General features: G+C 46.9%; 20 protein-coding genes. 1 reads left to right on the forward strand and 19 read right to left on the reverse strand.

What is annotated here, in order from left to right; all coding sequences use genetic code 11:
* Positions 1-570 precede the first annotated feature (570 nt).
* Positions 571-759, forward strand: a complete 189-nt coding sequence (rpmB, locus tag V6W81_RS19555; protein WP_024631107.1) for a 50S ribosomal protein L28 — start codon at positions 571-573, stop codon at positions 757-759.
* A gap of 191 nt (positions 760-950) precedes the next feature.
* Here rpmB and spoVM read toward each other — a convergent pair whose 3' ends face one another.
* The 19 genes from spoVM to V6W81_RS19650 all read right to left on the reverse strand — a co-directional run bounded on the left by spoVM (position 951) and on the right by V6W81_RS19650 (position 23,168).
* Entirely contained in the window at positions 951-1,031 is an 81-nt protein-coding gene (spoVM, locus tag V6W81_RS19560; protein ID WP_019424875.1) for a stage V sporulation protein SpoVM, read from the reverse strand.
* A 165-nt stretch (positions 1,032-1,196) separates the two neighbouring features.
* The gene (locus V6W81_RS19565) at positions 1,197-1,448 is read right to left on the reverse strand and encodes a hypothetical protein (protein WP_056696385.1); all 252 of its coding nucleotides are present in this window, start codon (positions 1,446-1,448) and stop codon (positions 1,197-1,199) included.
* 2 nt (positions 1,449-1,450) lie between these two features.
* A complete protein-coding gene (rpe, locus tag V6W81_RS19570; RefSeq protein ID WP_338540117.1) occupies positions 1,451-2,110 on the reverse strand; it encodes a ribulose-phosphate 3-epimerase in 660 nt (219 codons plus the stop codon).
* A 1-nt stretch (position 2,111) separates the two neighbouring features.
* Positions 2,112-3,029 carry a ribosome small subunit-dependent GTPase A gene (rsgA, locus tag V6W81_RS19575; RefSeq protein ID WP_338540118.1) on the reverse strand — a complete coding sequence of 306 codons (918 nt, stop codon included), beginning with the start codon at positions 3,027-3,029 and terminating at the stop codon, positions 2,112-2,114.
* A gap of 115 nt (positions 3,030-3,144) precedes the next feature.
* The gene (gene pknB / locus V6W81_RS19580) at positions 3,145-5,367 is read right to left on the reverse strand and encodes a Stk1 family PASTA domain-containing Ser/Thr kinase (protein WP_338540119.1); all 2,223 of its coding nucleotides are present in this window, start codon (positions 5,365-5,367) and stop codon (positions 3,145-3,147) included.
* Positions 5,364-6,137, reverse strand: coding sequence for a Stp1/IreP family PP2C-type Ser/Thr phosphatase (locus tag V6W81_RS19585; protein ID WP_338540120.1), 774 nt, complete (start codon positions 6,135-6,137; stop codon positions 5,364-5,366). The genes pknB and V6W81_RS19585 overlap by 4 nt, the downstream gene beginning before the upstream one ends.
* 7 nt (positions 6,138-6,144) lie before the next feature.
* Positions 6,145-7,185, reverse strand: coding sequence for a 23S rRNA (adenine(2503)-C(2))-methyltransferase RlmN (rlmN, locus tag V6W81_RS19590; protein ID WP_056696377.1), 1,041 nt, complete (start codon positions 7,183-7,185; stop codon positions 6,145-6,147).
* A 497-nt stretch (positions 7,186-7,682) separates the two neighbouring features.
* Positions 7,683-9,200, reverse strand: a complete 1,518-nt coding sequence (gene rsmB, locus V6W81_RS19595) for a 16S rRNA (cytosine(967)-C(5))-methyltransferase RsmB (protein WP_338540121.1) — start codon at positions 9,198-9,200, stop codon at positions 7,683-7,685.
* Entirely contained in the window at positions 9,197-10,156 is a 960-nt protein-coding gene (gene fmt / locus V6W81_RS19600) for a methionyl-tRNA formyltransferase (RefSeq protein WP_338540122.1), read from the reverse strand. Before fmt ends, rsmB begins: the two co-directional genes overlap by 4 nt.
* Before the next feature lie 6 nt (positions 10,157-10,162).
* Entirely contained in the window at positions 10,163-10,651 is a 489-nt protein-coding gene (def, locus tag V6W81_RS19605; RefSeq protein ID WP_056696370.1) for a peptide deformylase, read from the reverse strand.
* A 108-nt stretch (positions 10,652-10,759) separates the two neighbouring features.
* Complete coding sequence (priA, locus tag V6W81_RS19610) at positions 10,760-13,309, reverse strand: primosomal protein N' (RefSeq protein ID WP_338540124.1); 2,550 nt, start codon at positions 13,307-13,309, stop codon at positions 10,760-10,762.
* A 1-nt stretch (position 13,310) separates the two neighbouring features.
* Complete coding sequence (gene coaBC / locus V6W81_RS19615) at positions 13,311-14,597, reverse strand: bifunctional phosphopantothenoylcysteine decarboxylase/phosphopantothenate--cysteine ligase CoaBC (protein ID WP_338540125.1); 1,287 nt, start codon at positions 14,595-14,597, stop codon at positions 13,311-13,313.
* Between the two features lie 350 nt (positions 14,598-14,947).
* Positions 14,948-15,163, reverse strand: a complete 216-nt coding sequence (gene rpoZ, locus V6W81_RS19620) for a DNA-directed RNA polymerase subunit omega (RefSeq protein WP_056696365.1) — start codon at positions 15,161-15,163, stop codon at positions 14,948-14,950.
* Between the two features lie 226 nt (positions 15,164-15,389).
* Entirely contained in the window at positions 15,390-15,962 is a 573-nt protein-coding gene (gmk, locus tag V6W81_RS19625) for a guanylate kinase (RefSeq protein ID WP_056696363.1), read from the reverse strand.
* A gap of 13 nt (positions 15,963-15,975) precedes the next feature.
* Complete coding sequence (remA, locus tag V6W81_RS19630) at positions 15,976-16,236, reverse strand: extracellular matrix/biofilm regulator RemA (protein ID WP_006209218.1); 261 nt, start codon at positions 16,234-16,236, stop codon at positions 15,976-15,978.
* A gap of 51 nt (positions 16,237-16,287) precedes the next feature.
* On the reverse strand, positions 16,288-17,187 hold the full coding sequence (locus tag V6W81_RS19635; RefSeq protein ID WP_145045448.1) for a YicC/YloC family endoribonuclease: 900 nt from the start codon (positions 17,185-17,187) through the stop codon (positions 16,288-16,290).
* Between the two features lie 19 nt (positions 17,188-17,206).
* Positions 17,207-19,096 carry a bifunctional homocysteine S-methyltransferase/methylenetetrahydrofolate reductase gene (locus V6W81_RS19640; RefSeq protein ID WP_145045450.1) on the reverse strand — a complete coding sequence of 630 codons (1,890 nt, stop codon included), beginning with the start codon at positions 19,094-19,096 and terminating at the stop codon, positions 17,207-17,209.
* A 219-nt stretch (positions 19,097-19,315) separates the two neighbouring features.
* On the reverse strand, positions 19,316-20,149 hold the full coding sequence (gene dapF / locus V6W81_RS19645; protein ID WP_145045452.1) for a diaminopimelate epimerase: 834 nt from the start codon (positions 20,147-20,149) through the stop codon (positions 19,316-19,318).
* 208 nt (positions 20,150-20,357) lie between these two features.
* Positions 20,358-23,168, reverse strand: coding sequence for a calcium-translocating P-type ATPase, SERCA-type (locus V6W81_RS19650; RefSeq protein WP_338540127.1), 2,811 nt, complete (start codon positions 23,166-23,168; stop codon positions 20,358-20,360).
* Between the last annotated feature and the right edge of the window lie 200 nt (positions 23,169-23,368).

Consider the following 23,368-nt stretch of genomic DNA (forward strand, 5'->3'; position numbering starts at 1 on the left):
CGTTAACGCTATTGCGTTATTCTTCGTCCATACCTTGTCCGGCATAGGCATATAATACAACATGTCAGCCGGGTTTAACGGTCTGGGCGGCCTGGCCACCGATATCCTGCAACCAATTACAGCCCCAAGTTCGGGGCATACGGATATGCACCGGTATCGAGAGCCGGCATGAATGCCGCATGGAGACTGGTGCCAATGATGGAATGCCGCAGCGCGCAGCGTTGCCAAAAAGCAGACCCCCGACCTTTAAGGCCGGTCTTTTCTCCGGCTTCCCCGCGGCAAAAGCCTATTCACCGCTGTATTATGGACTATTCAACATTGTACTATATTAGACAGGAGAAATAAATAAAGTTTTTGGATCAGTTGACGAAGCTTTTTTCGGTATGATATTATATTCAAGTATTGTTTTAAGCAGGTTTAGTAATGGTAATGATCCGGCGATGCTGGCTTGAACAACCCATTAGCTACTGGAAACTGACTTTTTCTAGTCAGGTAGAACAATTTAGTCCTTATGGAATGACTTTCGTCTCTCCGAAGGCACTGGTTATTTTAGGATAGGAGGTGTAATCTATGTCTCGCAAATGTTATGTGACAGGTAAGAAACCGGGCACCGGTAACCACGTATCCCACGCTAACAACCGTAACCGTCGTTCTTGGGGCGTAAACGTTCAGAAGGTCCGCATTCTCGTGAACGGCAAACCGAAACGTGTATACGTAAGCACCCGTGCACTGAAAGCCGGTAAAGTGACTCGCGTATAATCACGCAAAGCTACTATAAATCGGATAAGCAAAAAGCACCTTGTCTATTGCAGGTGCTTTTTTGGTATTTAAACATAAAAGCCCCCACCTTAACACCATAGACATGTGAATGGCCGCCGCATCGTGCTTCGAAAGCTAATTTTCAGAACGCCCTGAAGCTAACAAAGCGGCGGTATTCGCATTGTAATGGATCAGTTCTTTTGAAACGTATTAAGAATCGCCTTTACAAACCCTCCCAAAAACTTCGGCAGTTTGAACGTGTAAAATTTCATACTTCACCCTCCCCATCATGCTCATACATCCGCCGTATCCTATGCTTCATGCCTTTCCCACCGCAAACACGACAAAAAAGGCTACATGAGAAACCTGCTCATGTAACCATATTTATGCGGAACTACCTGTCCCTATTCCATAATGACGAGCCTGAAACAAGGGATTTACATCTGGGTCGGAACAAATTGATAGACAGCGATCATGAATACACTCATTAAGTAGTAGAGTATGCTAAAAATGACAAATGTAACCCGAAGTCTCGTTCGGTCAAATTTACGGAAGTACAAGATGACAATCCCAACTCCAAGTAAAGAGGTAAATGCATTAAATGGAGATTGTACTACCGCAAATAATGCGAGCACTAATCCTGTAACGAGACTTGCAGCCATGGTCCACAGCGTCTCTTTCAGATTCATGTTTAGCCCCCGTAGCTGTTGCGAATGTCAGTAATTGCAGCTGCACGATCTTCACGTCCAAATACTGCACTTCCTGCAACGAGCACATCTGCACCAGCTTCCACCACGAGTGGAGCCGTATCGGCAGCGATTCCGCCATCCACTTCAATATGAACGTCATGACGTCCTTTTTCATTCAGCCAACTGCGAATTTGCTTTATTTTGTTCATTGTTCCGGAGATGAAGGCTTGTCCACCGAACCCCGGGTTAACCGTCATGACCAGCACTAAATCCACATCATCAAGTACTTCTTGAATTGCACTTGCAGGTGTACCCGGATTCAGAGCAACGCCTGCTTTTACACCTTGTTCTTTGATCAAGTGAATAACACGGTGAAGGTGCACACAAGCTTCAGCATGAACAGTAATGACTGCAGCGCCTGCTTTGGCAAACTCCTCAACATACCGCTCTGGATTCTCAATCATCAGATGCACATCAAGCGGCAAGCTCGTATGAGGCGCAATGGCTTTTACAATTGCAGAACCAAGCGTAATATTAGGGACAAAGTGACCGTCCATGACATCAACGTGAATCCAGTCTCCACCTGCGGTTTGAGCTTCCGCTACTTCTGCACCAAGACGGGCAAAGTCAGCAGATAAAATGGATGGGGCAATTTTAATCATGTTAGTACCTCCGCTTCTTGTCTTTCATTTCTGTAAGAAACAACTCATAGTGCCGGTACCGGCTTTCGGCGATTAGTCCTTCTTCCTTAGCTTCAAGTACCTTGCATGACGGTTCGTGGGTGTGTGTACAGCCTCGGAATTTACACTGATCTGCATACTGAGCAAATTCACGGAAACAGGTAGATAGCTCCTCTACACCAATCTCTAGAAAGTCCAGCTGGCTGAAACCAGGAGTATCGGCAACAAAGCCCCCATTATCCAGTGGAATTAACTCCACGTGCCTAGTGGTGTGTCTGCCTCGCCCTAGACGCATGCTGATCTCACTCGTTTCCAACGTAAGACCTGGCATCAAAGCATTCAGCATGGAAGACTTACCTACCCCGGATTGACCAGCAAATACGCTAATCTTACCTGCCAGCCGTTCCTTCAGCATTTCACTGCCTTCCCCGGTTCGCGAACTGGTAGAGATGACTTCATAACCAATCTGTTCATAGAGCGCCTTAACTTCAGCGACAGTATCTTTGTCATCTGCTTCTGAATTAGCTAAGTCTTGCTTCGTTACGACGATAAGCGCATCCAGCCCTGCCTGTTCGATATGAACCAGGAACTTGTCCAGAAGATTCAGATTCATATCCGGTTCCTTGACGGAGAATAGGAGAACAGCCAGATTGACATTAGCCACAGGAGGACGGATCAGTTCCGTGTCACGCTTTTTAATTTCATCTACTGTTCCTTCCCCATTCTCAGTCAACATGTAGCTAACACGGTCACCCACAAGCGGTGAAGTACCCCGCTTCCTAAAAATGCCTCTAGCTCGGCATTGAACGGCAGAGCCTTCAACCGAAGGCACCCCGTTATCTTCCAGTGGCATGACATAGTAGTAACCGCTTAGCGCTTTAACGATGATACCTTCAGGCATAGCTCCGTCGCCCTCCTTTAATTTGGCAATACGATTGTGCAAGCTCCAGACATACGATTTTCAGTGAATGGTTAAACTAACCTTTACTGGCTAAACGTCAGCAATAAGCCGTCCTTTAAGGACGGCTTGATGCATTAACGACTTCCTTGGTTCTCCCCTTGGCCTTACCGTTACCATTGCCATTGCCATTCCCTTGATCCATCGCTGAGGTGTCTCCCTCTTCGTTGTCAGTTTCACCATCCGCAGGCGTTGACTCAGGTTCACCTTCCTGGTTGGTTTCCGTATTATCCTCTTCCACATTTCCTGGATCCGGTTGTTGCTCATCCGGTGGTGGCTGCACGCCGCCCTCAGGCTCAATAGAAGGTACAACAACGGTTCCATTCTTGGCATCAATGTAGGTAACAAGGTACGTATCAAGGAATTTCCCATCCCGATAGACGGACACAGCGCCATTCTCATTTGGTGCAAGTACCAGTGGGATCGTCAACGCTTGGTTAGACTTGTTAATGGTACGTGTTCCCCACTCTTGGTTTTTGCCACGTGCATCTTCAAATGTAATTCGAATACTGCTGTTTTTGCCCTCTTCTTTTGGTGAGACATTAATATTAAACGAATATTCTAACGCTTCTGGCGGATATCCTGTACTGATGTAAATAGTAATATTGTCACCAGGACTAACCTCTGCACCCGCTTCAAAAGGCCATTGTTGGGTTACTTTACCGCGGTCAATGGTATAACTTGACTCTTCTTGAACCTGAGCTAGCGTTAATCCGGCGGATTTAAGCAAACGCTCCGCTTCACTACGGGTTTGATTTTTAAGATCAGGCATCTTAATCGTTTCAGCGCCTCTACTTACGGTTAAAACAATTTGAACTGATTCCAGATCGAAATCTTCATTGACTCCAGGCGTCTGGGAGATCACGTTTCCGGATTGGACTTCGTTGGAATACTCGTCTTTACGCTGAATTTGTTCCTCTTTAATACCCAGAGCAGTCAGACTTTTCACAGCAGCATCATAGGAGGAGCCTTTGACATCTATCATTTTGGTCGGCTCTTTCTCTATGCTGACACTAAGCTGGATCTCAGAGCCCTCTTTGACGACATCGCCTTCTTTTCTACTCTGATCAAAGACAATACCTGGATCAAAACCTTCTTCTGGGGCGCGAATGACCTCATTACTTACCACAAGCCCACTATCTTCCAAGATCTTGCGGGCATTTTCCTCAGTCTCGTTAATGACACTAGGAACCGTTATTTCAGGTACAACGAGCATGCCCTTGACGTACCACACCACGCCGACCATAGCTATCAGAATTAGAAGCGTCAACGAAATAAGCAGTGTTGGCTTTTTCCAATTCTTTGTTTTGCCCTTCTCTTTGCCTTCCTCAGCGTCAGATTCCATAACAGGAACTGCACCCGTTGACGTTACACCACGCGGTTCAGGCTTAATTGCAGGCATGACACGAGTTTGATCAATATCATCCTCATCCGGAAAATCAATCTTGTTTTCATTGCGACGCTCTGGCATCAAACAAGTTTCCAGATCGGTCTGCATTTCTTTCGCCGATTGATACCGCTCGTGCGGGTTTTTACGCATAGATTTCAGAATTACATTTTCCACACTTTGCGGAATCAATGGATTGAATTTGCGTGGTTCATCGAATTCTTCCTGCAAATGCTTCAAAGCAACGCTAATTGGACTCTCTCCCAAAAACGGAAGCTGCCCAGTCAACATTTGATAGAGTACGATACCAAGAGAATATAAGTCCGATTTTTCGCCTGTTACAATGCCTTTGGCATGCTCAGGCGAGAAATAATGAACAGAACCGATCACAGAACCAGTCTGAGTAATCGTCGTTGAGGTTACGGCACGAGCAATTCCGAAATCCGTCACCTTCACACGCCCATTACGTCCAATCAATATGTTATGCGGTTTAATATCCCGATGAATAATCTGATTATGATGTGCGTGATCCAGGGCATCTGCGATTTGAGAAGCGATACGAACGGCTTCATCAACTTGTAGAGGCGCCCTTTCCTTTATAATTTCATTCAAGTTTTTGCCTTCGACGTATTCCATAACAATATAATGCACATCATCTTCTTGTCCTACATCATAGATACTCACTACGTTAGGGTGAGACAGTGATGCAGCAGATTGTGCTTCTCTGCGGAAACGTCGAATAAACTCTTCGTCATGGACGAATTGCTGTCTTAACACTTTGATCGCGACATTTCGATTCAGCAGCAGATCCTGTGCTTTATATACAAGCGCCATGCCGCCGCCACCGACCCGCTCAATCACTTCATAGCGTCCGCCTAGCTGGTGCCCAATCATGACTCGCACCCCGTTTCCGCTACGGAACTTTCCTCTTGAGCCTCAAACAACGCAACGGTGATATTATCATCTCCGCCAGCGAGCAGAGCGAGCTGGAGTAGACGATCCGCTCGTTCCTCCAGAGGAAGATCCAGATTGCCAGCAACTTGAATGAGCTGCTCATTGCTGACCAGGTTGCTTAACCCATCACTGCATAACAAAAGGACTTCGCCCTTATCCAGCTTAACGGGATCCAAATCTACCTTTACCTCAGCATCTGTGCCAAGTGCACGAGTCAGTACATTACGACGTGGATGGTGAGAAGCGTCTTCCTTTTTAATGATACCGTTCTTTAACAAGTCATTGACCAGTGTGTGATCTTCCGTCAACTGAGTTAATGATTTGTTGGCAATTTTGTAAGCGCGGCTATCTCCGATATGACCGATAACTCCCTCAGCATCATTCAATAAGGCAGCAACCACTGTCGTCCCCATGTTATGGTACTTTTCATCTGCAGATGCTGTACGGAATATAACCTCATTCGCATGCAGTATCGCGTCGCTGAGAGCAGCAGACAAAGAGGCATGTGACAAGCCCGGTTCTAATGTACCGAGATCGCTCACGAGTGTCTCCACCGCAAGACGACTTGCGGTATCTCCCGCAAGATGTCCTCCCATGCCATCGGCAACAATGCCTAAGATATAACCTGTTTCCAAATTGCGAATCCAAGCTGAATCTTCATTAACCGAACGCACACGTCCGATATGGCTCACATGAACTGTTTTGATCAAAACGTTCTCACCTCAACTCCATATGCTTGGCACGAAGCTGACCGCAAGCGGCAGCAATATCATGTCCCTGTTCACGACGAATCGTTACATTGACGCCTTGCTCCGAGAGAATTCTCTGGAAGTTAAATATATCGCTTCGTGATGTTCTTACGTATTTGCGCTCAGGCACGTGATTGACCGGAATCAAGTTAACGTGGCACAGCATGTTCTTGAGCACACCTGCTAGTTCAGCAGCATGTTCAGGCTGATCATTAACTCCGCCAATCAGGGCATACTCAAACGTAATTCTCCGACCTGTTTTGGCCAAGTAATAACGCAAGGATTCCATAACATCTTCAAATGGGAAACGACGGTTAACCGGCATCAATTTGGAACGAAGCGCATCGTTCGGTGCGTGAATGGAGATCGCCAGATTAATCTGTGTATCTTCATCAGCAAATTTGTAGATGTTCGGTACGATGCCGCTCGTAGATACGGTAATATGACGTTGACCGATATTCAATCCTTTTTCATGAATCATCGTGCGTAAGAAGGTCATCGTAGCTTCATAGTTTTCAAATGGTTCACCTGAACCCATGATAACAATGCTGCTGACACGCTCGCCACGTTCATCCAGGATTTTCTGTGCCTGTACCACTTGAGCAGTAATTTCTCCAGCCGTAAGGTTACGTTTGAGACCACCCAGCGTAGAAGCACAGAATGTACAACCAATTCGGCAACCAACCTGTGTCGTTACACAGATGCTGTTCCCGTAGTTATGCTTCATGATAACTGTTTCAATGGCATGATCATCATGCAGACCAAACAGGAACTTAACCGTTCCATCCTTGGATTCAAATTTCGTGATTTCTGTGAGCGTTACAAATTCGAATTGCTCTGTCAATTTTTCGCGTAGTGCCTTCGGTAAGTTACTCATTTCATTAAAATCATTCACACGTTTCACGTAGATCCAGTCAAAAATCTGACCCCCACGAAACGCAGGCTCCCCGTTATTAACAGCCCACTGCTGCAGCTCTTCTAGGGAATAATCATATATAAAAGGTTTCATTTTGTTTTCAACACCTATTCCTTCTTTTCATTTAGATTGAACTATAAATATTTACACTTCCACTCCGATGACAGAATAACCTTCCGATCGCTGTTATCCCCAGATTTTTTGAATTCTCTTTTGCAAAGAGAAAATCCGGTGATAAAGGCGAACGCTTCGCTTCTTCACGTTATTTCTGTCCTCTCCGTTCTCGTGTAAATGTCTAATTCAATCTATATAGCTTCCTTCTTATCGTTCCATTCGTCCTATTCTATCATAAAGACCACTTTACATCCATGTATACCCTCGGAGCACACACTTCATGCATTATAACACCTCTATGCGCCTATCGCACCCTAAGATCGTTCGCCAATCACGAAAATCGCCCACTTCTATGGCCTAATGATGTGATATTAAAGTGTTCAAACATTTCATTATGACCTTCAAAAAAGACATGCTTCTCACAAAGAAATCCGCCGAAGTTTCCCTCGGCGGCTCTTGCTACAACGCTATACGATTCATCCATTCGCCGTACGGATCAAACGGGCAATGTAAAATCCGTCGCTGTGTGCATATTGCGGCAAAATTTGCACACCTCCGTTGACTGATCTCCATTCAGCCAATGCCGTATCAGACCATGTCGAATCAGCCGCTTCGAATTCAGGATGACGTTGCAAGAAGTCAGACACCATCATTTCATTTTCCGCTGGTTCAATCGTACATGTGCTGTATATCAGCATCCCTCCTGGCTTCAGAAGTGGAGCTACACGATCAAGCAACTCACGCTGTAGACCCGAAATGTCGTCGATATCTTCAGGAGACTTCGTCCATTTGACATCTGGCTTGCGACGGATAACACCAAGACCTGAGCATGGCGCATCCAGCAAAATCCGATCAAATGAAGCGGCAGGATAACGTTCATTCAGATCTAGTGCATCACCCGTAACGGCATCAATACAGCCTAATCCCAGACGATCCGCCTGATCCATAATCAATTGACGTTTATGAGCATGCAGGTCATTCGCTATAATTCGCCCACGATCTTGCATTTTCTCAGCCATATGTGCTGTCTTGCCACCAGGGGCTGCACAGCAATCCAGCACGGTTTGTCCTTCTTCGGGCGCGACCGCTTCAGCCACCAGCATGGAACTCTCATCCTGCACAGATAACAGACCATCACGATACCAGGATGTAAGAGCCATATTGCCTCCGCTACGCACCAGAATACCATCAGGACTCAGTCGGGAAGGCTCCACCGTTGCTCCCGCGCTCTCCATCTCGCCCATCAGCTTCTCTCGTGTTGTCATCGTTGTATTCACACGAACACTGACCGCAGGAGGCTCATTATTGGCACGGCAGATGTCTTCTGCTGTCTCTTCACCATATTGAGCGATCCAGCGCTCTACCATCCACAGTGGGTGTGAATGCTCCAGCGCAATCCGTTCAGCAACAGGCAGATTATCCGGTATCCGAAGCTCATTGCGATTACGAATCATATTCCGCAAAACGCCATTCACCATACCAGAAATACCTTGGTGACCCAGCTTTTTCGCAAGATTCACCGCTTCACTGACAACGGCATGCTCAGGAATCCGATCCAGATACAACATTTGATACACACTGATCCGTAACAAGCTTCTTACCCACGGCTGTAACTTAGACACACCTTTGGCTACATAACGCTCCAAATAATAATCCAGTGTGTTCAGCCTTGCGATTGTTCCATAGACTAATTCGGTCGCTAAACCTACGTCTGCTGGACTTAAATCAGCTTCTTTTAATCGGCGATTCAACTCTAGATTGCTGTATGCTCCATCCTGTTCAACTGCACTAAGTACCTTTACGGCAACGTTACGGGCAGAGGTTTTGGGACCAGAAGAGCGTTCAGCCCCTCGTGAAGCAGGCCTAGCAGCGCTTTTATTTTGAGTATGCGCAGGTTTGCCGTTGCTCTGATCCTTCTTAGAGTGGGTACGCGTCGTTGAATGTTGTGCTTGTTTCCCCTGACCTGATGTACGGCCTGATGTATTTCCGTTCATCGCAGCACCGTGCCTGGTTTCAAGGTACCACCACGACCAAAGTCTACAGCCTTCATCACTTTTTTACCTGCCGGCTGAACTTCAGTCAACCAGAGTGAACCGCTGCCTGTTGACACCTCGATACCATTAGCACCCAGTTGCAGAACAGTGCCCGGCTCGGTTTGACCCGTTTGAGAAGCTCCTTGTGCATCTGGATGATTTGGATTCGTCGCTGCCCATACTTTGAAGACTTGATCATCCCACATGGTGAATGCTCCAGAGAATGGCACAAGACCACGGATCTGATTAAACAGCTCTCGTGAGGAGCGACTCCAGTCTAGTTTTTCATCTTCTCGAGTCAGATTACGGGCATACGAAGCTTCGGCATCATCCTGAGGGACAGCCGTTGTTTCTCCTGCTATTAATCTAGGCATCTCTTCCTGTAACAATTTAGAGCCTGCTTCACTCAGCTTGATAAACATCGAGCCTGATGTATCTTCATCCGTGATTGGTACTTCTACGCGGGAGATCATGTCCCCGGTGTCCAGTCCTTCTGCCATATACATGAGCGTTACTCCAGTAACCGACTCCCCATTGATAATGGAGCGTTGAATTGGGGCACCTCCACGATATTTAGGCAAAAGCGATCCATGTACGTTCACACAGCCACGAACAGGCATGTCCAACACGGCTTTGGGCAGAATCTGCCCAAATGCTGCGGTAACAATGAGATCAGGTTTCCACTCTGCAAGCCGAGCCACTGCTTCTGGATCACGAAGTTTAACCGGTTGAAACACAGGCAAGCCATAACGCTCAGCTGCAGCTTTCACAGGTGTTGGTGTGAGTATCTTTTTGCGGCCTTGTGGTTTATCCGGCTGTGTTACGACACCGACCACATTGTATCCTTCCGCAATTAGCATATCTAGAGAAGGAACAGCAAAATCTGGGGTTCCCATAAAAACAATATTCAAATCCATCACTCCTTAATTACGTCGAGGTCCTGTCTGATCCGCAGAAATTTCGTACACTTTCTCGGCAATATCAGTAAAGAGAACTCCATCCAGATGATCAATTTCATGTTGGAATGCACGGGACAACAGACCGCTGCCCGTAATAATCAGTTCATTACCTTCACGATCCAGTCCTTTGACGGTCACCGTCTCAAAGCGACGTACATCCCCATTAATTCCAGGAATACTCAAGCAACCTTCCGGTCCGAACTGCTCGCCTTCACTTGAGATAATTTCAGGATTAATCATTTTGATCAGGCCCTGTTCATCTCCAGCATCAATAACAATCAAACGCTTCAAAATACCTACTTGTGGCGCCGCAAGCCCTACACCCTCAGCATCGTACATCGTATCTGCCATATCATCCAGCAGCTTTTGTACATTCGGTGTGACTTTGGTTACTTCCTTAGCTCTTTTGTGTAGCACTTCATCCGGTTCTTTCACGATAATGCGAATCGACATGTTGTAAGCACCTTCCTAATCCTCATCATAATTTCAAGACATCAAGCTGTGTAGTTATATCTCCAGCTATGATGCATGTTTTTACTAATCTATGTTTATACCGCCTGTTCACATTAACATTTGCGGGTCTACATCAAGACTAATTAGCAACTTCTGCGCTTGCACATCATCGTCCATGCGCCGAGCTGTCGCTAGAGCGAGCCCAATAGCGTCTACATCCCCACGCCATTTTATCATACATTGGAATCTGTATCTATTCTTGATCCGAGGAATCGGCGATGCTACAGGCCCGAGTACGTCAAAGGCTTCGTTACTAAAACGATCCAAACTGCCTAACCAGCCTGCTGCGTTTGCACGTTCTTTTAACATTCGCGTGTAGTTTTCAGCAAGCCGGATCAGCACTGGTAGTTGCTCGTGTGAAAAAGTCACCAGAATGAGCCGACAGTATGGTGGATATTGAAGATTACGTCGATGCAGCAATTCTTCTCGTACAAACGATACATAATCATGCTGACTAGCATGACCGATCGAGTAGTGCTCTGGCGTATAAGATTGCACAAAAACTTCACCTGGAAGCTGATGTCGTCCTGCCCTGCCGGCAACTTGAGTTAGCAGCTGGAATGTTTTTTCTGCAGCTCGGAAATCAGGTAAATTCAATGCCGAATCGGCCGTAATGACCCCTACCAGCGTCACATCTGGGAAGTCCAACCCTTTAGCGACCATCTGTGTACCCAGCAGGACATCTGCCTTCTTCTCCCGAAACTGCTTCAGCAACTTCTCGTGCGAACCCTTCTCAGTTGTTGTATCCACATCCATCCGAATGACGCGAATTCCGGGGAATAACTTAGCAAGCTCTTCCTCTACACGCTGAGTCCCTGTTCCGAAGTATCGAATGTGTTCACTTCCGCAATCCGGACACACTTCCGGAGCCGCTTCCGCATAACCACAATAGTGACAACGAAGATTATTAGATCGTTGGTGGTACGTCAGGGAAATATCACACTCTGGGCAACCGGCTACATAACCACAACTTCGGCACATCACAAAAGTAGAGTATCCGCGCCGGTTTAGAAGCAGCACCGTTTGTTCTCCACGTTCCAAGCGTTCCTCCAGACCTTTGTGTAACGCCCGGCTGAACATCGAACGATTGCCGTCCTTAAGTTCCTCACGCATATCAATAATGCGCACGTCAGGCAAGTTATTACCAAGAGCTCGCGTTGGCATCTCCAGCAGGAGTGGTGCGAATTCATCATTACTTTGAGAGCGAGCAGCGTAATAACTTTCTAGCGAGGGCGTCGCAGAACCAAGAACGACAACGGCTTGGTGCTGCTGGGCTCTTTTTACCGCAACATCACGAGCATGATATTTTGGCGTTTCCTCTTGCTTGTAGGAGGTCTCATGCTCCTCATCCATAATAATTAATCCAAGACGGCTGAACGGTGCAAACACCGCTGATCGTGCGCCAATCGCCACCTTGACCTGACCCTCTCTAATTTTACGCCATTCATCGTAACGCTCCCCACCTGACAGACGACTGTGCATAACCGCAACTTGATCCCCAAAGCGTCCTTTAAAACGCTCAACCATTTGAGGAGTCAAGGCAATTTCGGGTACAAGCACGATGGCCTGCCGATCCTGGTCAATGCACTGTTGTATCGTTTGCAGATAGACTTCCGTTTTGCCACTTCCTGTTACACCATGAAGCAAAAAGACGCCGTGGCGTCTCTCCAGTAATCTACCGTTGATGCTATCATACACATGTTGCTGTTCCGGCGTGAGCAAGAGCGGTTCGGTCGCCCGAAACTTCCTGCCCTGATAAGGATCACGAAAGACTTCAACATCCTCTGTTACGAGTAATCCCTTCTCTTCCAGTCCTTTGACAGTGGCCGCAGATACCTGAAGCGTTGACAACAATTCCTTCATTGGCATAGGCAACAGTTCTTTCATCTCGAGCAAAAAGGACAATACTTCCTTCTGACGCTGCGCCTTCGCTGGAAATGCATCAAGTGCTTCTTGTGCTGCCGAGGCGTCAACCGCAAGATCCACAGACTTCATCATCTTTTTGCCCATTTTATCCTTGATGGCCTGGCTTTCTAACAATATGCCGCCTAGAAGCAGTTTTTTGATTAAGGGTGCATGATTAGGGTACTTTCGACTTAGCTGTTGAAGAGGGACTTGTCCACGGCTTTGTACGAACCGAATGATATCCTGCTGTACCTTCTCCGTAGTTGATTCTTCTCCCCACACAAAAAGAACCTCTTCATTCGGCGACGAATTCGCCGTCTTAGCATCGAGTGCATCTCCAATAGAGATGTAACGCTCTGCTTTTCCTTTTAAAGCTGTGGGTACCATCACCTGCAAAGATAGAATGCGATTGCTCGCATAACGATCACTCATCCATTCTGCTAGTTCCACCAGATCTTTGGACAACGGCGGAACAATATCTAGCAGCTCCTGAACAGGCTTGAGCTTAAATGTCTCATTTCCAGTGCGAGGTACGAGATCAACGACGAATCCCTGCACCGTCCGATGTCCAAAAGGTACACCTACCCGACTGCCAATTTCGATCCATTCTCGCATCGATTCTGGCACAAGATAATCAAAAGGTCGGTCGGTTTCCTTCACAGGAACATCGACAATCACCTTGGCGATCTCCATATTAATTCCCCCCGGCAATGCGCTCCGCCGCAATTGAAAGCAACTGGCGTGCCACGTCTTCCTTGGCCATTACCTGAAGCTCTTCTACCAAACCCTCACGGTCATAAATGTTCACCGCATTGGTATCTGTTCCAAATCCTACACCTGCACGGGTGACATCATTGGCTACGATCAGATCACAGTTTTTCCGTTCCAGTTTTTCTCGTGCATACCGTTCAATATCATTCGTCTCTGCTGCAAAACCGATCAGAAATTGATGGGTCTTCTGCTTCCCTAAGGTTTCGAGAATATCTATATTTTTAATAAGTTCAAGCGATAATGTATCGCCAGTTTTCTTCAACTTTTCCTTATAAACTTCTTTAGGGCGATAATCAGCTACAGCCGCTGCCTTCACTACAATATCTGCTTCATCCCATTGGCTTAGGACAGCATCATACATTTCATCAGCAGACTGCACCCGAATTACCTGTACATTCGCAGGTGGGCTGACCTGTGTATTGCCCATGATGAGTGTAACTTCAGCTCCAAGCTCCTGCGCTATAGCCGCAACTGCAAAGCCCATCTTGCCTGAAGAGTCATTCGTAATGTAGCGAACAGGGTCAATACGTTCAATGGTACCTCCCGCTGTGACAACAACTTTTTTTCCTGTTAATAGCTGTGCTTCTGTAGCCGTTTGTGTGGTCATAGGGTTGATAGCGGGTGCCGGAACATAGGATACCTGTCCAGTATTGTTGCCACTCGCTTTAGCAGCGAAAAATTGTTCAACCACGTCAACGATTGTGTCTGGCTCTTCAAGCCTTCCTTTGCCTACATAACCACAGGCCAATTGTCCTTCGCTTGGCTCAATCATTAACGTTCCACGCTGGACTAATAGGTTCATATTATGTTGCACAGCTGGGTGATCATACATATGAACATTCATAGCCGGTGCAATCATTACTGGAGCAGTAGTAGCTAGGAGCGTGGTGGATAACATATCATCCGCCATGCCATGTGCCATTTTTGCAATCACATTCGCGGTGGCTGGAGCTACCAATACAAGATCGGCGAGATCAGCCAAATGAATATGTGAAACAACCGATGGTTCGCGCTCATCAAACGTATCGCTATATACAACATTACGCGTCAACGTTTGCAGTGTTAACTCCGTAATAAACTGTTTAGCAGATTCCGTCATGATGACATGAACATCCGCTCCTCTTTGCACAAGTCTACTGCATAGTGTTGCCGCTTTGTAAGCAGCGATGCCTCCCGTGACTCCAAGCACGATCTTTTTGCCGTTCAACATGTTATTTCCCCCAGTCTATGCGACATTTAAACGATAAATAGGAATCTATCTTGTAAACCCTTTAGAGGTTGTTCAAAAAGTCCGCTTTTGATTACGAAGGATGCCTGGAGGCATCTCAGCGTCGAAGATGGGATTCAGCCGAAATGTCCGTTGCTCACGTAGTTTGGCCTACGCTCCGCTATTCCATTTCTACCTTCATCCCATCTTCTCGGTACTGAAAACCGACCTTTTTGAACACGTACCTTTAGTTCGTTATAAGAAGAATTCAATAGAGAAAAAAATAACAACCTCGCGGTTGTCAAATAAATCCGGCTTACGCCGTATGCAGTTGAAGAGCAGCCGTTGACGGCTTACTCTTCCTCTTCTTCGTCCTGTCCTTTGATGACAACGAGCAAGTCACCATAAATCTCTTCAAGCGCAACGCCAACCTGTTTATTAGATTTTGCATTTCTCAGATCGGATTTTTCGCCTTCACGAAGTTGTCTAGCCCGGCGAGAAGCAGCAACAACAAGAGAATACTTGCTGTCGACTTTGTTCATCATTTCATCAATAGAAGGATACAGCATAGTTACAAAACACCTCTTCACATTAGTATAATCACCCTTCACCGCCAGACCGAACTTCAAGAGGCTGTTCAAATAGGTCATTTTCACGATAATGAAAACACGATTAATTCGAACATGCATCTACACAGTCCGGTCTGTATCCGTCATCCACACGAACGCGTTCTTTATCTATATATCCTATGACTGTAGTCGTGTGGAATATCGCATGTTGCTGCGGTAAAAGAGATTATTTATTGATCTTACAATGTTCGGCGATAATGATGCTTTCTATTCGTTTACACGCCAAATCAATTTCATCATTAACAACTGCGTAATCATACTGCTCCAATAAGCTGATCTCATCTACAGCAACGGACATCCGGTGGTCAATTGTTGCCTGACTTTCCGTGCCGCGGCCTTGAATGCGATCTTTAAGCTCGTCCAAAGAAGGAGGAAGTAGAAACACAAAGATCCCTTCCGGGAACTTTTCTTTTACTTTTAACGCACCTTGGACTTCAATCTCAAGAATGATGTCCCGGCCTTCGTTAATTGTTTTCTCCACAAAATCACGTGGAGTTCCATAATAGTTGCCAACATATTCTGCATGTTCCAGCAGTTGATCTTCAGCAATCATACTTAGAAACTCATCATGCGAATGGAAGAAGTAGTTAACTCCATGCTCTTCACCCAGACGAGGCTGGCGGGTTGTTGCCGATACGGAATAAGTCAAATTCGGCACCCGTTTGCGCAGCGCGCTGCATACTGTACCCTTCCCGACCCCAGATGGGCCGGACAACACTATCAGTAATCCCTTAGACATATTACACTCCATTTTATTCGTCGTTATCATCATCTTTCGAAGAAAGACGATGGGCAACCGTTTCTGGCTGTACCGCAGACAGAATGACATGATCACTATCCGTAATAATTACGGCACGAGTACGTCTTCCATACGTTGCATCAATCAGCATATGACGGTCTCTTGCCTCTTGTATAATCCTCTTGATCGGCGCCGATTCCGGGCTTACGATGGATATAATCCGGTTCGCCGATACGATGTTACCGAATCCAATGTTAATGAGTTTGATTGCCATAATCAGGTTCTTCCCCCTATACATGCGACTCTTCTGCCGAAATATGACCGTTCATTCGATATTCGCTGCTTGCTCACGAATTTTCTCCAGTTCCGCCTTCATCTCGACAACACGGTTCACTAGAGCCAAATGGTTGGCTTTTGATCCAATCGTGTTAACTTCACGATTCATCTCTTGAATAAGAAAGTCCAGCTTGCGTCCCACAGGTTCATCACTCTTCAGCAGTTCCCTGCTCTGTCCAAAGTGACTGAGTAAACGCGTAAGCTCTTCTTCTATGTTAGAACGATCGGCAAACACAGCAATTTCCATACCCAATTTATGCTCATCAAAAGGGAAAGAGCCTTCTTCCTGCATTTCCGTAAGCCTTTGTCTTAGCTTGTTGCGGTAATCACTTACCACAGTAGGTGCAAGAGTAAGCATCTCGGTATGCAGTGACTCCAGACGACTTATTCGACGTTCCAGGTCACTGGCCAGATGAAGACCCTCGCGAGCGCGCATCTGTTCCAGACCGGACAGAGCTTCTTCAAGTCCCTCCTGCAGAACACGTTCCCATTCGTCCTTCTGTTCTTCCGTCAGGAGATTAACCCCTTCTGAATGAACCATGACATCTGGCAACGAAAGTATGTCCATAATGGTCGGCTTGCCCTGCATCCCATACCGGGTCTCCAACTGCTCTGCAGCCTGCAGATAGGCTCTAACCGCCTGCTCATTGAGCACGGCAGGAAGAGCCTGGTCTTCATCTTTTTCTTTCATTACATAAACATCAATCCGCCCGCGTTTCAAACGGCCCTGTACGATTTTCCTCAATCCGTCTTCATAACATGTCCACTCTTTCGGTAGACGCATCATCACTTCACAATAACGATGATTGACCGATTTGACTTCCAACTGTACCTTATAGCCTCCAAAATGAAAAGCGGATTGACCGTATCCGGTCATACTGAATGACATCGGCATCACATCCGTTACACTATTGTAATTGATTATTAGGGTTGAAACAAGTGGGACATTGGTGCTCTGACTTCTCCCACACATATTGCGTAAGTTCCGCCGTCATGTTGTAGAACATAAATGGCGTCATTAGATAGATGCCTTTAAAATACGTGGTGGCTACATCCAATAGTTCCTTGGCGATTTTCACGCCCATCGCGCGGCCTTCTTCGCCTTCCAAACCAGCCATGCGTGACCGCACCTCATCCGACAGCTGAATTCCCGGCACCTCGTTATGGAGATATTCCGCATTTCGTCCACTTGCGAGCGGCATTACGCCAACGAAAATAGGGATTTCCAGATGTTTGGTTGCTTCATGCATTGCGACAATTAATTGTGGATCGTAAATCGGCTGGGTCATAATGTAATCGGCGCCGGAGGCAATCTTTTTCTCCAAACGTTGAACGGCTTTGTCCAGATGTTTCACGTTTGGATTGAATGCAGCTCCAATAACGAACCCCGCTTTTTGCTTGAGCGGTTTACCCGAGAAGGCTACACCATCGTTCAGTTGCTTAATCATCCGAATAATTTCGAAGGAAGTTAGATCATATACCGAGCTTGAACCCGGGAGGTCACCGAAACGGGCTGGATCTCCGGTTACGGCGAGCACATGATTAATTCCGAGCGCATCAAAGCCCATCATGTGGGATTGCGTACCGATCAGATTACGATCCCGGCATGCGATATGCACAAGCGGGCGCAGTCCTGTGCGATCTTGAACGAGATGTCCCAGAGCCATATTACTCATCCGGGTAACAGCAAGCGAGTTATCAGCAAGTGTTAATGCGTCAGCTCCTGCTGCTTTGAGTACCTCGGCGCCTTTCATGAATTTGGCGATATCCAGATCACGTGGTGGGTCAAGTTCAACGATAACCGTATGACGTTGCTTCACTAGATCAACAATTGTAGGTTGTCCTCCACGACCAGCACGTTCATCTACATTTTCATGTAGGACAATGCGTGGTTTGGGATCTGTTAGGTCAGGCTGGACAATCGGAGCAGCTTGATAGTCGGCCAAGGCTCCAGCCATAGCAGCGATATGATCAGGCGTTGTTCCGCAGCAACCACCGATAATCCGAGCACCCAAGTCTGCAAACTGTACTGCTGTCTGACCGAAGTACTCTGGAGTTGCACCATAACGGAATTCACCATCTACATAATCCGCGGCTCCCGCATTAGGATAGACGGACATCGGAATACCAATCCGCCCAGATACCGTTTCCATCGCACGCATAATACCGTTAGGACCTGTGCGACAGTTGAAGCCAATCACATCAGCACCTTGTTCACGCATAATCCGGAACGCCTCAGGCATTGTATATCCATCCAGTGTATGACCAACATGCTCAACCGCAAATTGTCCAATTACGGGCAGGTCACTCAGCTTACGAGTCTGCAGAAGGGCAATGTCCATCTCCTCGATATCATAGAAGGTTTCAAGGAGAATGCCGTCTACTCCTTCGTCAAGAAGTGCAAAAATCTGTTGCTCATAAAAGCGTTTCAGCTCGCTTGTAGATACATTCGTGCGTTTCCCCCCGCGAATTGAACCTACAGCACCAAGCACATAACCTTTACTACCTGCCACTTCCTTGGCGATACGCACACCAGCCCGATTCACACTCTCAACCTTAGACTCCAGGCCAAACTTGGATAACTTATCATAATTGGCAGAGTATGTGTTCGTCTCGAATATTTCTGTTCCTGCATCTCGATAACGACGATGTACATCAGCCACCACTTCAGGTGAAATTAAATTCAACTCTTCATATGAAATGCCTACCGGGAATCCCATTTGATAAAGGAATGTTCCCATCGCCCCGTCTCCCACGAGAACCCGCTCCTGCATTACGCTCCGTAAATCCGCCTTCATCCCATTTCCCCCCGCCTGGCTGTGATCAATTTCATACTAATGTAACACAAAAAACGCTAAAAAACGAAGGAAAACACAGGTTTTTTCCCGGAATTATGATGATATATGTTCTGTTCTGTCTGTTCTCATGGAATGTATGGCTGAACATATATACCCAAATTCTATTTCTGCAATACAAAAAGAGAGGCGCACAGGCCTCTCTTGGCTTAAATCTCCATTTTATGAGGTGATCCCTTTGAACACAACTTCCGCAGGCCCTGTCATATAAACGTGGTTATCTGATTCATTCCACTCAATGTGCAAATCTCCACCTTTGAGGCTAACGACAGCAGTACGGTCGGTGTGTCCGTTCAGAACTGACGATACGAGTGTTGCACAGGCTCCTGTTCCACATGCCAGCGTTGGTCCCGCTCCACGTTCCCATACACGCATATCTACATAACCCCGGTCACGAACAGTGGCGAATTCTACATTAATTTTTTTCGGGAACATCGGATGTACCTCTAGCAGTGGCCCCCATGTTGAGAGATCAAAATTCACAGCATCTTCTACATAAATAACAGCGTGCGGGTTCCCCATGGATACGGCGGTAAACTTAAATTGTTGACCATTCGCTTCAATGGAATGATCCACCACAGGATTTGCATCCACTGTTGTTGGAACCTTAAGCCCGTCCAAAATCGGCTCACCCATATCCACACGAACCGTCTCTACCTTACCATCACGAATGTTAAGGTTAACCGGTTGTACGCCTGCACCAATCGTCTCTATCGTAATATTCTCACCGGATACATGACCGTGATCATACACATATTTTGCGACACATCGAATGGCATTACCACATTGTTCGGCTTCGGAACCGTCTGAATTCATAATGCGCATCTGAAAATCTGCTTTCTCGGAAGGCAGTATATAGACGAGCCCATCCGCACCAATTCCGAAAAATCGGTTACACCATTTCACAGCCAATTCTGGCGCGTCTGCGGGAAGCTTTTCTTCTCCAAATACAACGATAAAGTCGTTGCCTAGTCCATGCATTTTCGTAAATTCCATATAATCTTCCCACTCCTTTTGGCAGTCTGCTGCCAAAGCATTTATTCATTTCAAGTTATGTTTTTTTTGAAAAGTCAGGCTCTTATGACTGGAAGAAGAGATGAAGCTCCGCTTCCAAAAAAAAGCTATCCTGCAAAATGGCGAAGCCGTTTGCTTCGACGCATTTTGAGGATAGCATAACGAAATTGGGAAGTAAAAGGTATTGATTTTATGCAGAAAACTTTGTACTTTTCGGAACGAAACGACCTGGTCCCATACGGCGACGGTTGCGACGGCCTCCCCACACGCTACCTGCCCCCATAAGGAACGTAGGAATTCCGGCAGCAACGATACAGATCGCCCATTCACGCAAGCCGAGTGGTACAGTTTTGAAGATCGGTTGCAGCGGCTCTACGTACATTACAATCAGCATCAGCACGACAGATGAAATGACTGCAAGGACCAAATATTTGTTTTGAAGCGGATTCCGATGAAAAATAGAACGCGAACTCCGGCAGTCAAACACATGGATCAGTTGAGCCAGAACCAATGTCGCAAAAGCCACAGACTGCGCCTTGATCAGTTGACCCGGATGATCCGGAGCGGCTTGTAATGTAAGCCAGAAAGCTCCCAGCGTACATAAACCGATCAGGACACCACGACTTATAATTTTCCAGCCCAATCTACGGGCAAAAATATTTTCCTTCGCACCACGTGGCTTGTGCTCCATGAGATCTTTCTCTGGCTGATCCACGCCCAGTGCCATAGCTGGAAGACCATCCGTCACGAGATTGACCCATAAAATCTGGATCGGTACGAGTGGCAAAGGCAAACCCATCATCATTGCGAAGAACATGGTCAATATCTCACCCACATTGGAGGCAAGTAAGTAACGAATAAATTTACGAATGTTCTCATAGATGTTACGCCCTTCTTCAATAGCAGCTACAATGGTTGAGAAGTTATCGTCACTCAAAATCAGGGCAGACGCTTCTTTCGTTACATCGGTGCCGGTAATCCCCATCGCGATACCGATATCCGCCGCTTTGATGGCCGGAGCGTCATTAACGCCATCCCCCGTCATCGCAACGACATGTCCTTTCCTTTGTAGCGATTTGACTATTCGTAATTTATGCTCAGGAGACACCCTTGAGAAGACATAAATCCCCTCAACGTGTTTATCCAGTTCGTCATCCGCCATGCCCGCTAACTGAAGTCCACTTAATGACTTTCCTCCTCGCGGAAGAATGCCGAGTTGTTGTGCAATGGCTTCAGCAGTTGTGCCATGATCACCCGTGATCATCACCGTTCGTATACCCGCTCTGCGGCAGGTTGCAATAGCATCCCTAACTTCACGGCGCGGTGGATCAATCATGCCTGCTAAGCCTACAAACACAAGCTGACTCTCCGCAGCGTTCTCATCTTCGACTCTTTCTTCTGGTCGTACATCACGATAAGCCATTCCAAGCACCCGAAGTGCTGAAGCAGCCATATTTTCGTTTGCAGCCATGACCTTCTGTCGTAAGGTTCCTGTGAAGGGTACTACTTTACCCTCCCATAAAATGTAGTTACATTGTCCAATCAGGACATCAGGAGCACCCTTGGTGTAGATCATTCGTCCTCCCTGATGATGAACAAGGACAGACATACGCTTTCGATCAGAATCGAATGGGAACTCTTGCTGACGTGCGTATAATTCTTTGAGCCCGTTAGGTGTTAGTCCCATTTTGGAAGCCAGCGCAACCAGTGAGCCCTCTGTCGGGTCACCTTTCAGTTCCCATACCACATCTTGGTCGGAATCTTTCTTCGAATCTTTGCCTTTTTTCTTATTCCGAAGCTCTTCTCCTCTATTCTCTACAATACTTGCGTTATTACAAAGAGCACTGATCTGCAATAGGCGTCGCAGCGTCTGGTCACTCTTCAGATCAACAGGACGTCCATTCTCAAGCATCTGTCCTTCTGGCGAATACCCGTCCCCGGTTACCTTAATTCCACGGCCCTCTAACCAGACATCTGTTACCGTCATTTTGTTTTGGGTGAGTGTACCAGTCTTATCTGAACAGATGACTGATGCGCAGCCTAACGTTTCGACAGATGGCAATTTCCGCACGATGGCTTTTCGCTTGATCATACGCTGTACACCTAACGCCAGAGCGATGGTAACAATCGCGGGCAATCCTTCTGGAATTGCGGCAACCGCAAGGCTGACCCCAGCGAGAAACATGCCTACAGCTGGTTGTCCATGAAGAATACCTGCAACGACAACCATGACAGTGAGTCCAAGAGCGACAAAAATCAATATCTTCCCCAACTGTTCAAGCCTGTGCTGTAGTGGTGTTTCCTGTTCATCGGTATTTTGGATCAGATCAGCGATTTTGCCCATCTCGGTATCCATACCCGTACGAATAACAACACCACGTGCCGTTCCGCGTGTTACCATCGTTCCCATGAATCCGATGTTCTTCTGATCTCCGAGCGGCACATCATCAGCGGCAATAGGCATACAATGCTTGCTTACAGGTACGGATTCACCAGTCAGAGCGGATTCCTCCACATCCAGGCTGTTCGTTTCCAGCCAGCGCACATCGGCAGGAATACGATCCCCACTTTCAACCAGCACAATATCACCAGGCACAAGCAGTTTAGCCGCAACCTGAATCTCTTGCCCTGATCGAAGTACTTTGGCGGCAGGAGCTGATAATTGCTTCAAGGCACGAAGAGATCGCTCCGCCCGAAATTCCTGTACAAACCCCAAAATAGCGTTGAGTACAATAATGGCCACAATCGTTACCGCGTCCAGATACTCCCCGAGCAGTCCGGATACCAGCGTCGCTCCCATCAACACGAGTACCATAAAATCCTTAAACTGATTCAGCAATAATGTGATTGGAGATATGCGTTTTCCTTCGCTCAGTTCGTTTGAACCGGCAACTTTCCTCTTCTCTGTTACAGCTTCGTCCGTTAATCCCTCCTGCGGGCTAACGCCAAGAGTATTACGCAGCTCTTCATCACTTAGCTGATGCCACTTGGTATGTTCCATGCTCCTTGGTTCCCTCCCAGTCTGTATTTCATCTGCAAAACTAGCTCACATGCATCACCGGCGCGCTGGTCGACAGGCTGTACACTATGCCGGACAAACTACCTAATCTATATGTATTCGGACAGACCCTTGATTAGCACACGGAAGGTGAATCCTTTCCCTAAGGGGCATAATAGGCTAAAATAAAAGTCTGTGGTTAT

Source organism: Paenibacillus tundrae (genome assembly GCF_036884255.1).
Classification (GTDB): domain Bacteria; phylum Bacillota; class Bacilli; order Paenibacillales; family Paenibacillaceae; genus Paenibacillus.

What these genes read in the sequence shown, in the direction of transcription:
- rpmB (WP_024631107.1), top strand. Translation starts at nt 571, where the DNA reads ATGTCTCGCAAATGTTATGTGACAGGTAAGAAACCGGGCACCGGTAAC.
- spoVM (WP_019424875.1), bottom strand. Translation starts at nt 1,031, where the DNA reads ATGAAATTTTACACGTTCAAACTGCCGAAGTTTTTGGGAGGGTTTGTA.
- V6W81_RS19565 (WP_056696385.1), bottom strand. Translation starts at nt 1,448, where the DNA reads ATGAATCTGAAAGAGACGCTGTGGACCATGGCTGCAAGTCTCGTTACA.
- rpe (WP_338540117.1), bottom strand. Translation starts at nt 2,110, where the DNA reads ATGATTAAAATTGCCCCATCCATTTTATCTGCTGACTTTGCCCGTCTT.
- rsgA (WP_338540118.1), bottom strand. Translation starts at nt 3,029, where the DNA reads ATGCCTGAAGGTATCATCGTTAAAGCGCTAAGCGGTTACTACTATGTC.
- pknB (WP_338540119.1), bottom strand. Translation starts at nt 5,367, where the DNA reads ATGATTGGGCACCAGCTAGGCGGACGCTATGAAGTGATTGAGCGGGTC.
- rlmN (WP_056696377.1), bottom strand. Translation starts at nt 7,185, where the DNA reads ATGAAACCTTTTATATATGATTATTCCCTAGAAGAGCTGCAGCAGTGG.
- rsmB (WP_338540121.1), bottom strand. Translation starts at nt 9,200, where the DNA reads ATGAACGGAAATACATCAGGCCGTACATCAGGTCAGGGGAAACAAGCA.
- fmt (WP_338540122.1), bottom strand. Translation starts at nt 10,156, where the DNA reads ATGGATTTGAATATTGTTTTTATGGGAACCCCAGATTTTGCTGTTCCT.
- def (WP_056696370.1), bottom strand. Translation starts at nt 10,651, where the DNA reads ATGTCGATTCGCATTATCGTGAAAGAACCGGATGAAGTGCTACACAAA.
- priA (WP_338540124.1), bottom strand. Translation starts at nt 13,309, where the DNA reads ATGGAGATCGCCAAGGTGATTGTCGATGTTCCTGTGAAGGAAACCGAC.
- coaBC (WP_338540125.1), bottom strand. Translation starts at nt 14,597, where the DNA reads ATGTTGAACGGCAAAAAGATCGTGCTTGGAGTCACGGGAGGCATCGCT.
- rpoZ (WP_056696365.1), bottom strand. Translation starts at nt 15,163, where the DNA reads ATGCTGTATCCTTCTATTGATGAAATGATGAACAAAGTCGACAGCAAG.
- gmk (WP_056696363.1), bottom strand. Translation starts at nt 15,962, where the DNA reads ATGTCTAAGGGATTACTGATAGTGTTGTCCGGCCCATCTGGGGTCGGG.
- remA (WP_006209218.1), bottom strand. Translation starts at nt 16,236, where the DNA reads ATGGCAATCAAACTCATTAACATTGGATTCGGTAACATCGTATCGGCG.
- V6W81_RS19635 (WP_145045448.1), bottom strand. Translation starts at nt 17,187, where the DNA reads ATGTCATTCAGTATGACCGGATACGGTCAATCCGCTTTTCATTTTGGA.
- V6W81_RS19640 (WP_145045450.1), bottom strand. Translation starts at nt 19,096, where the DNA reads ATGAAGGCGGATTTACGGAGCGTAATGCAGGAGCGGGTTCTCGTGGGA.
- dapF (WP_145045452.1), bottom strand. Translation starts at nt 20,149, where the DNA reads ATGGAATTTACGAAAATGCATGGACTAGGCAACGACTTTATCGTTGTA.
- V6W81_RS19650 (WP_338540127.1), bottom strand. Translation starts at nt 23,168, where the DNA reads ATGGAACATACCAAGTGGCATCAGCTAAGTGATGAAGAGCTGCGTAAT.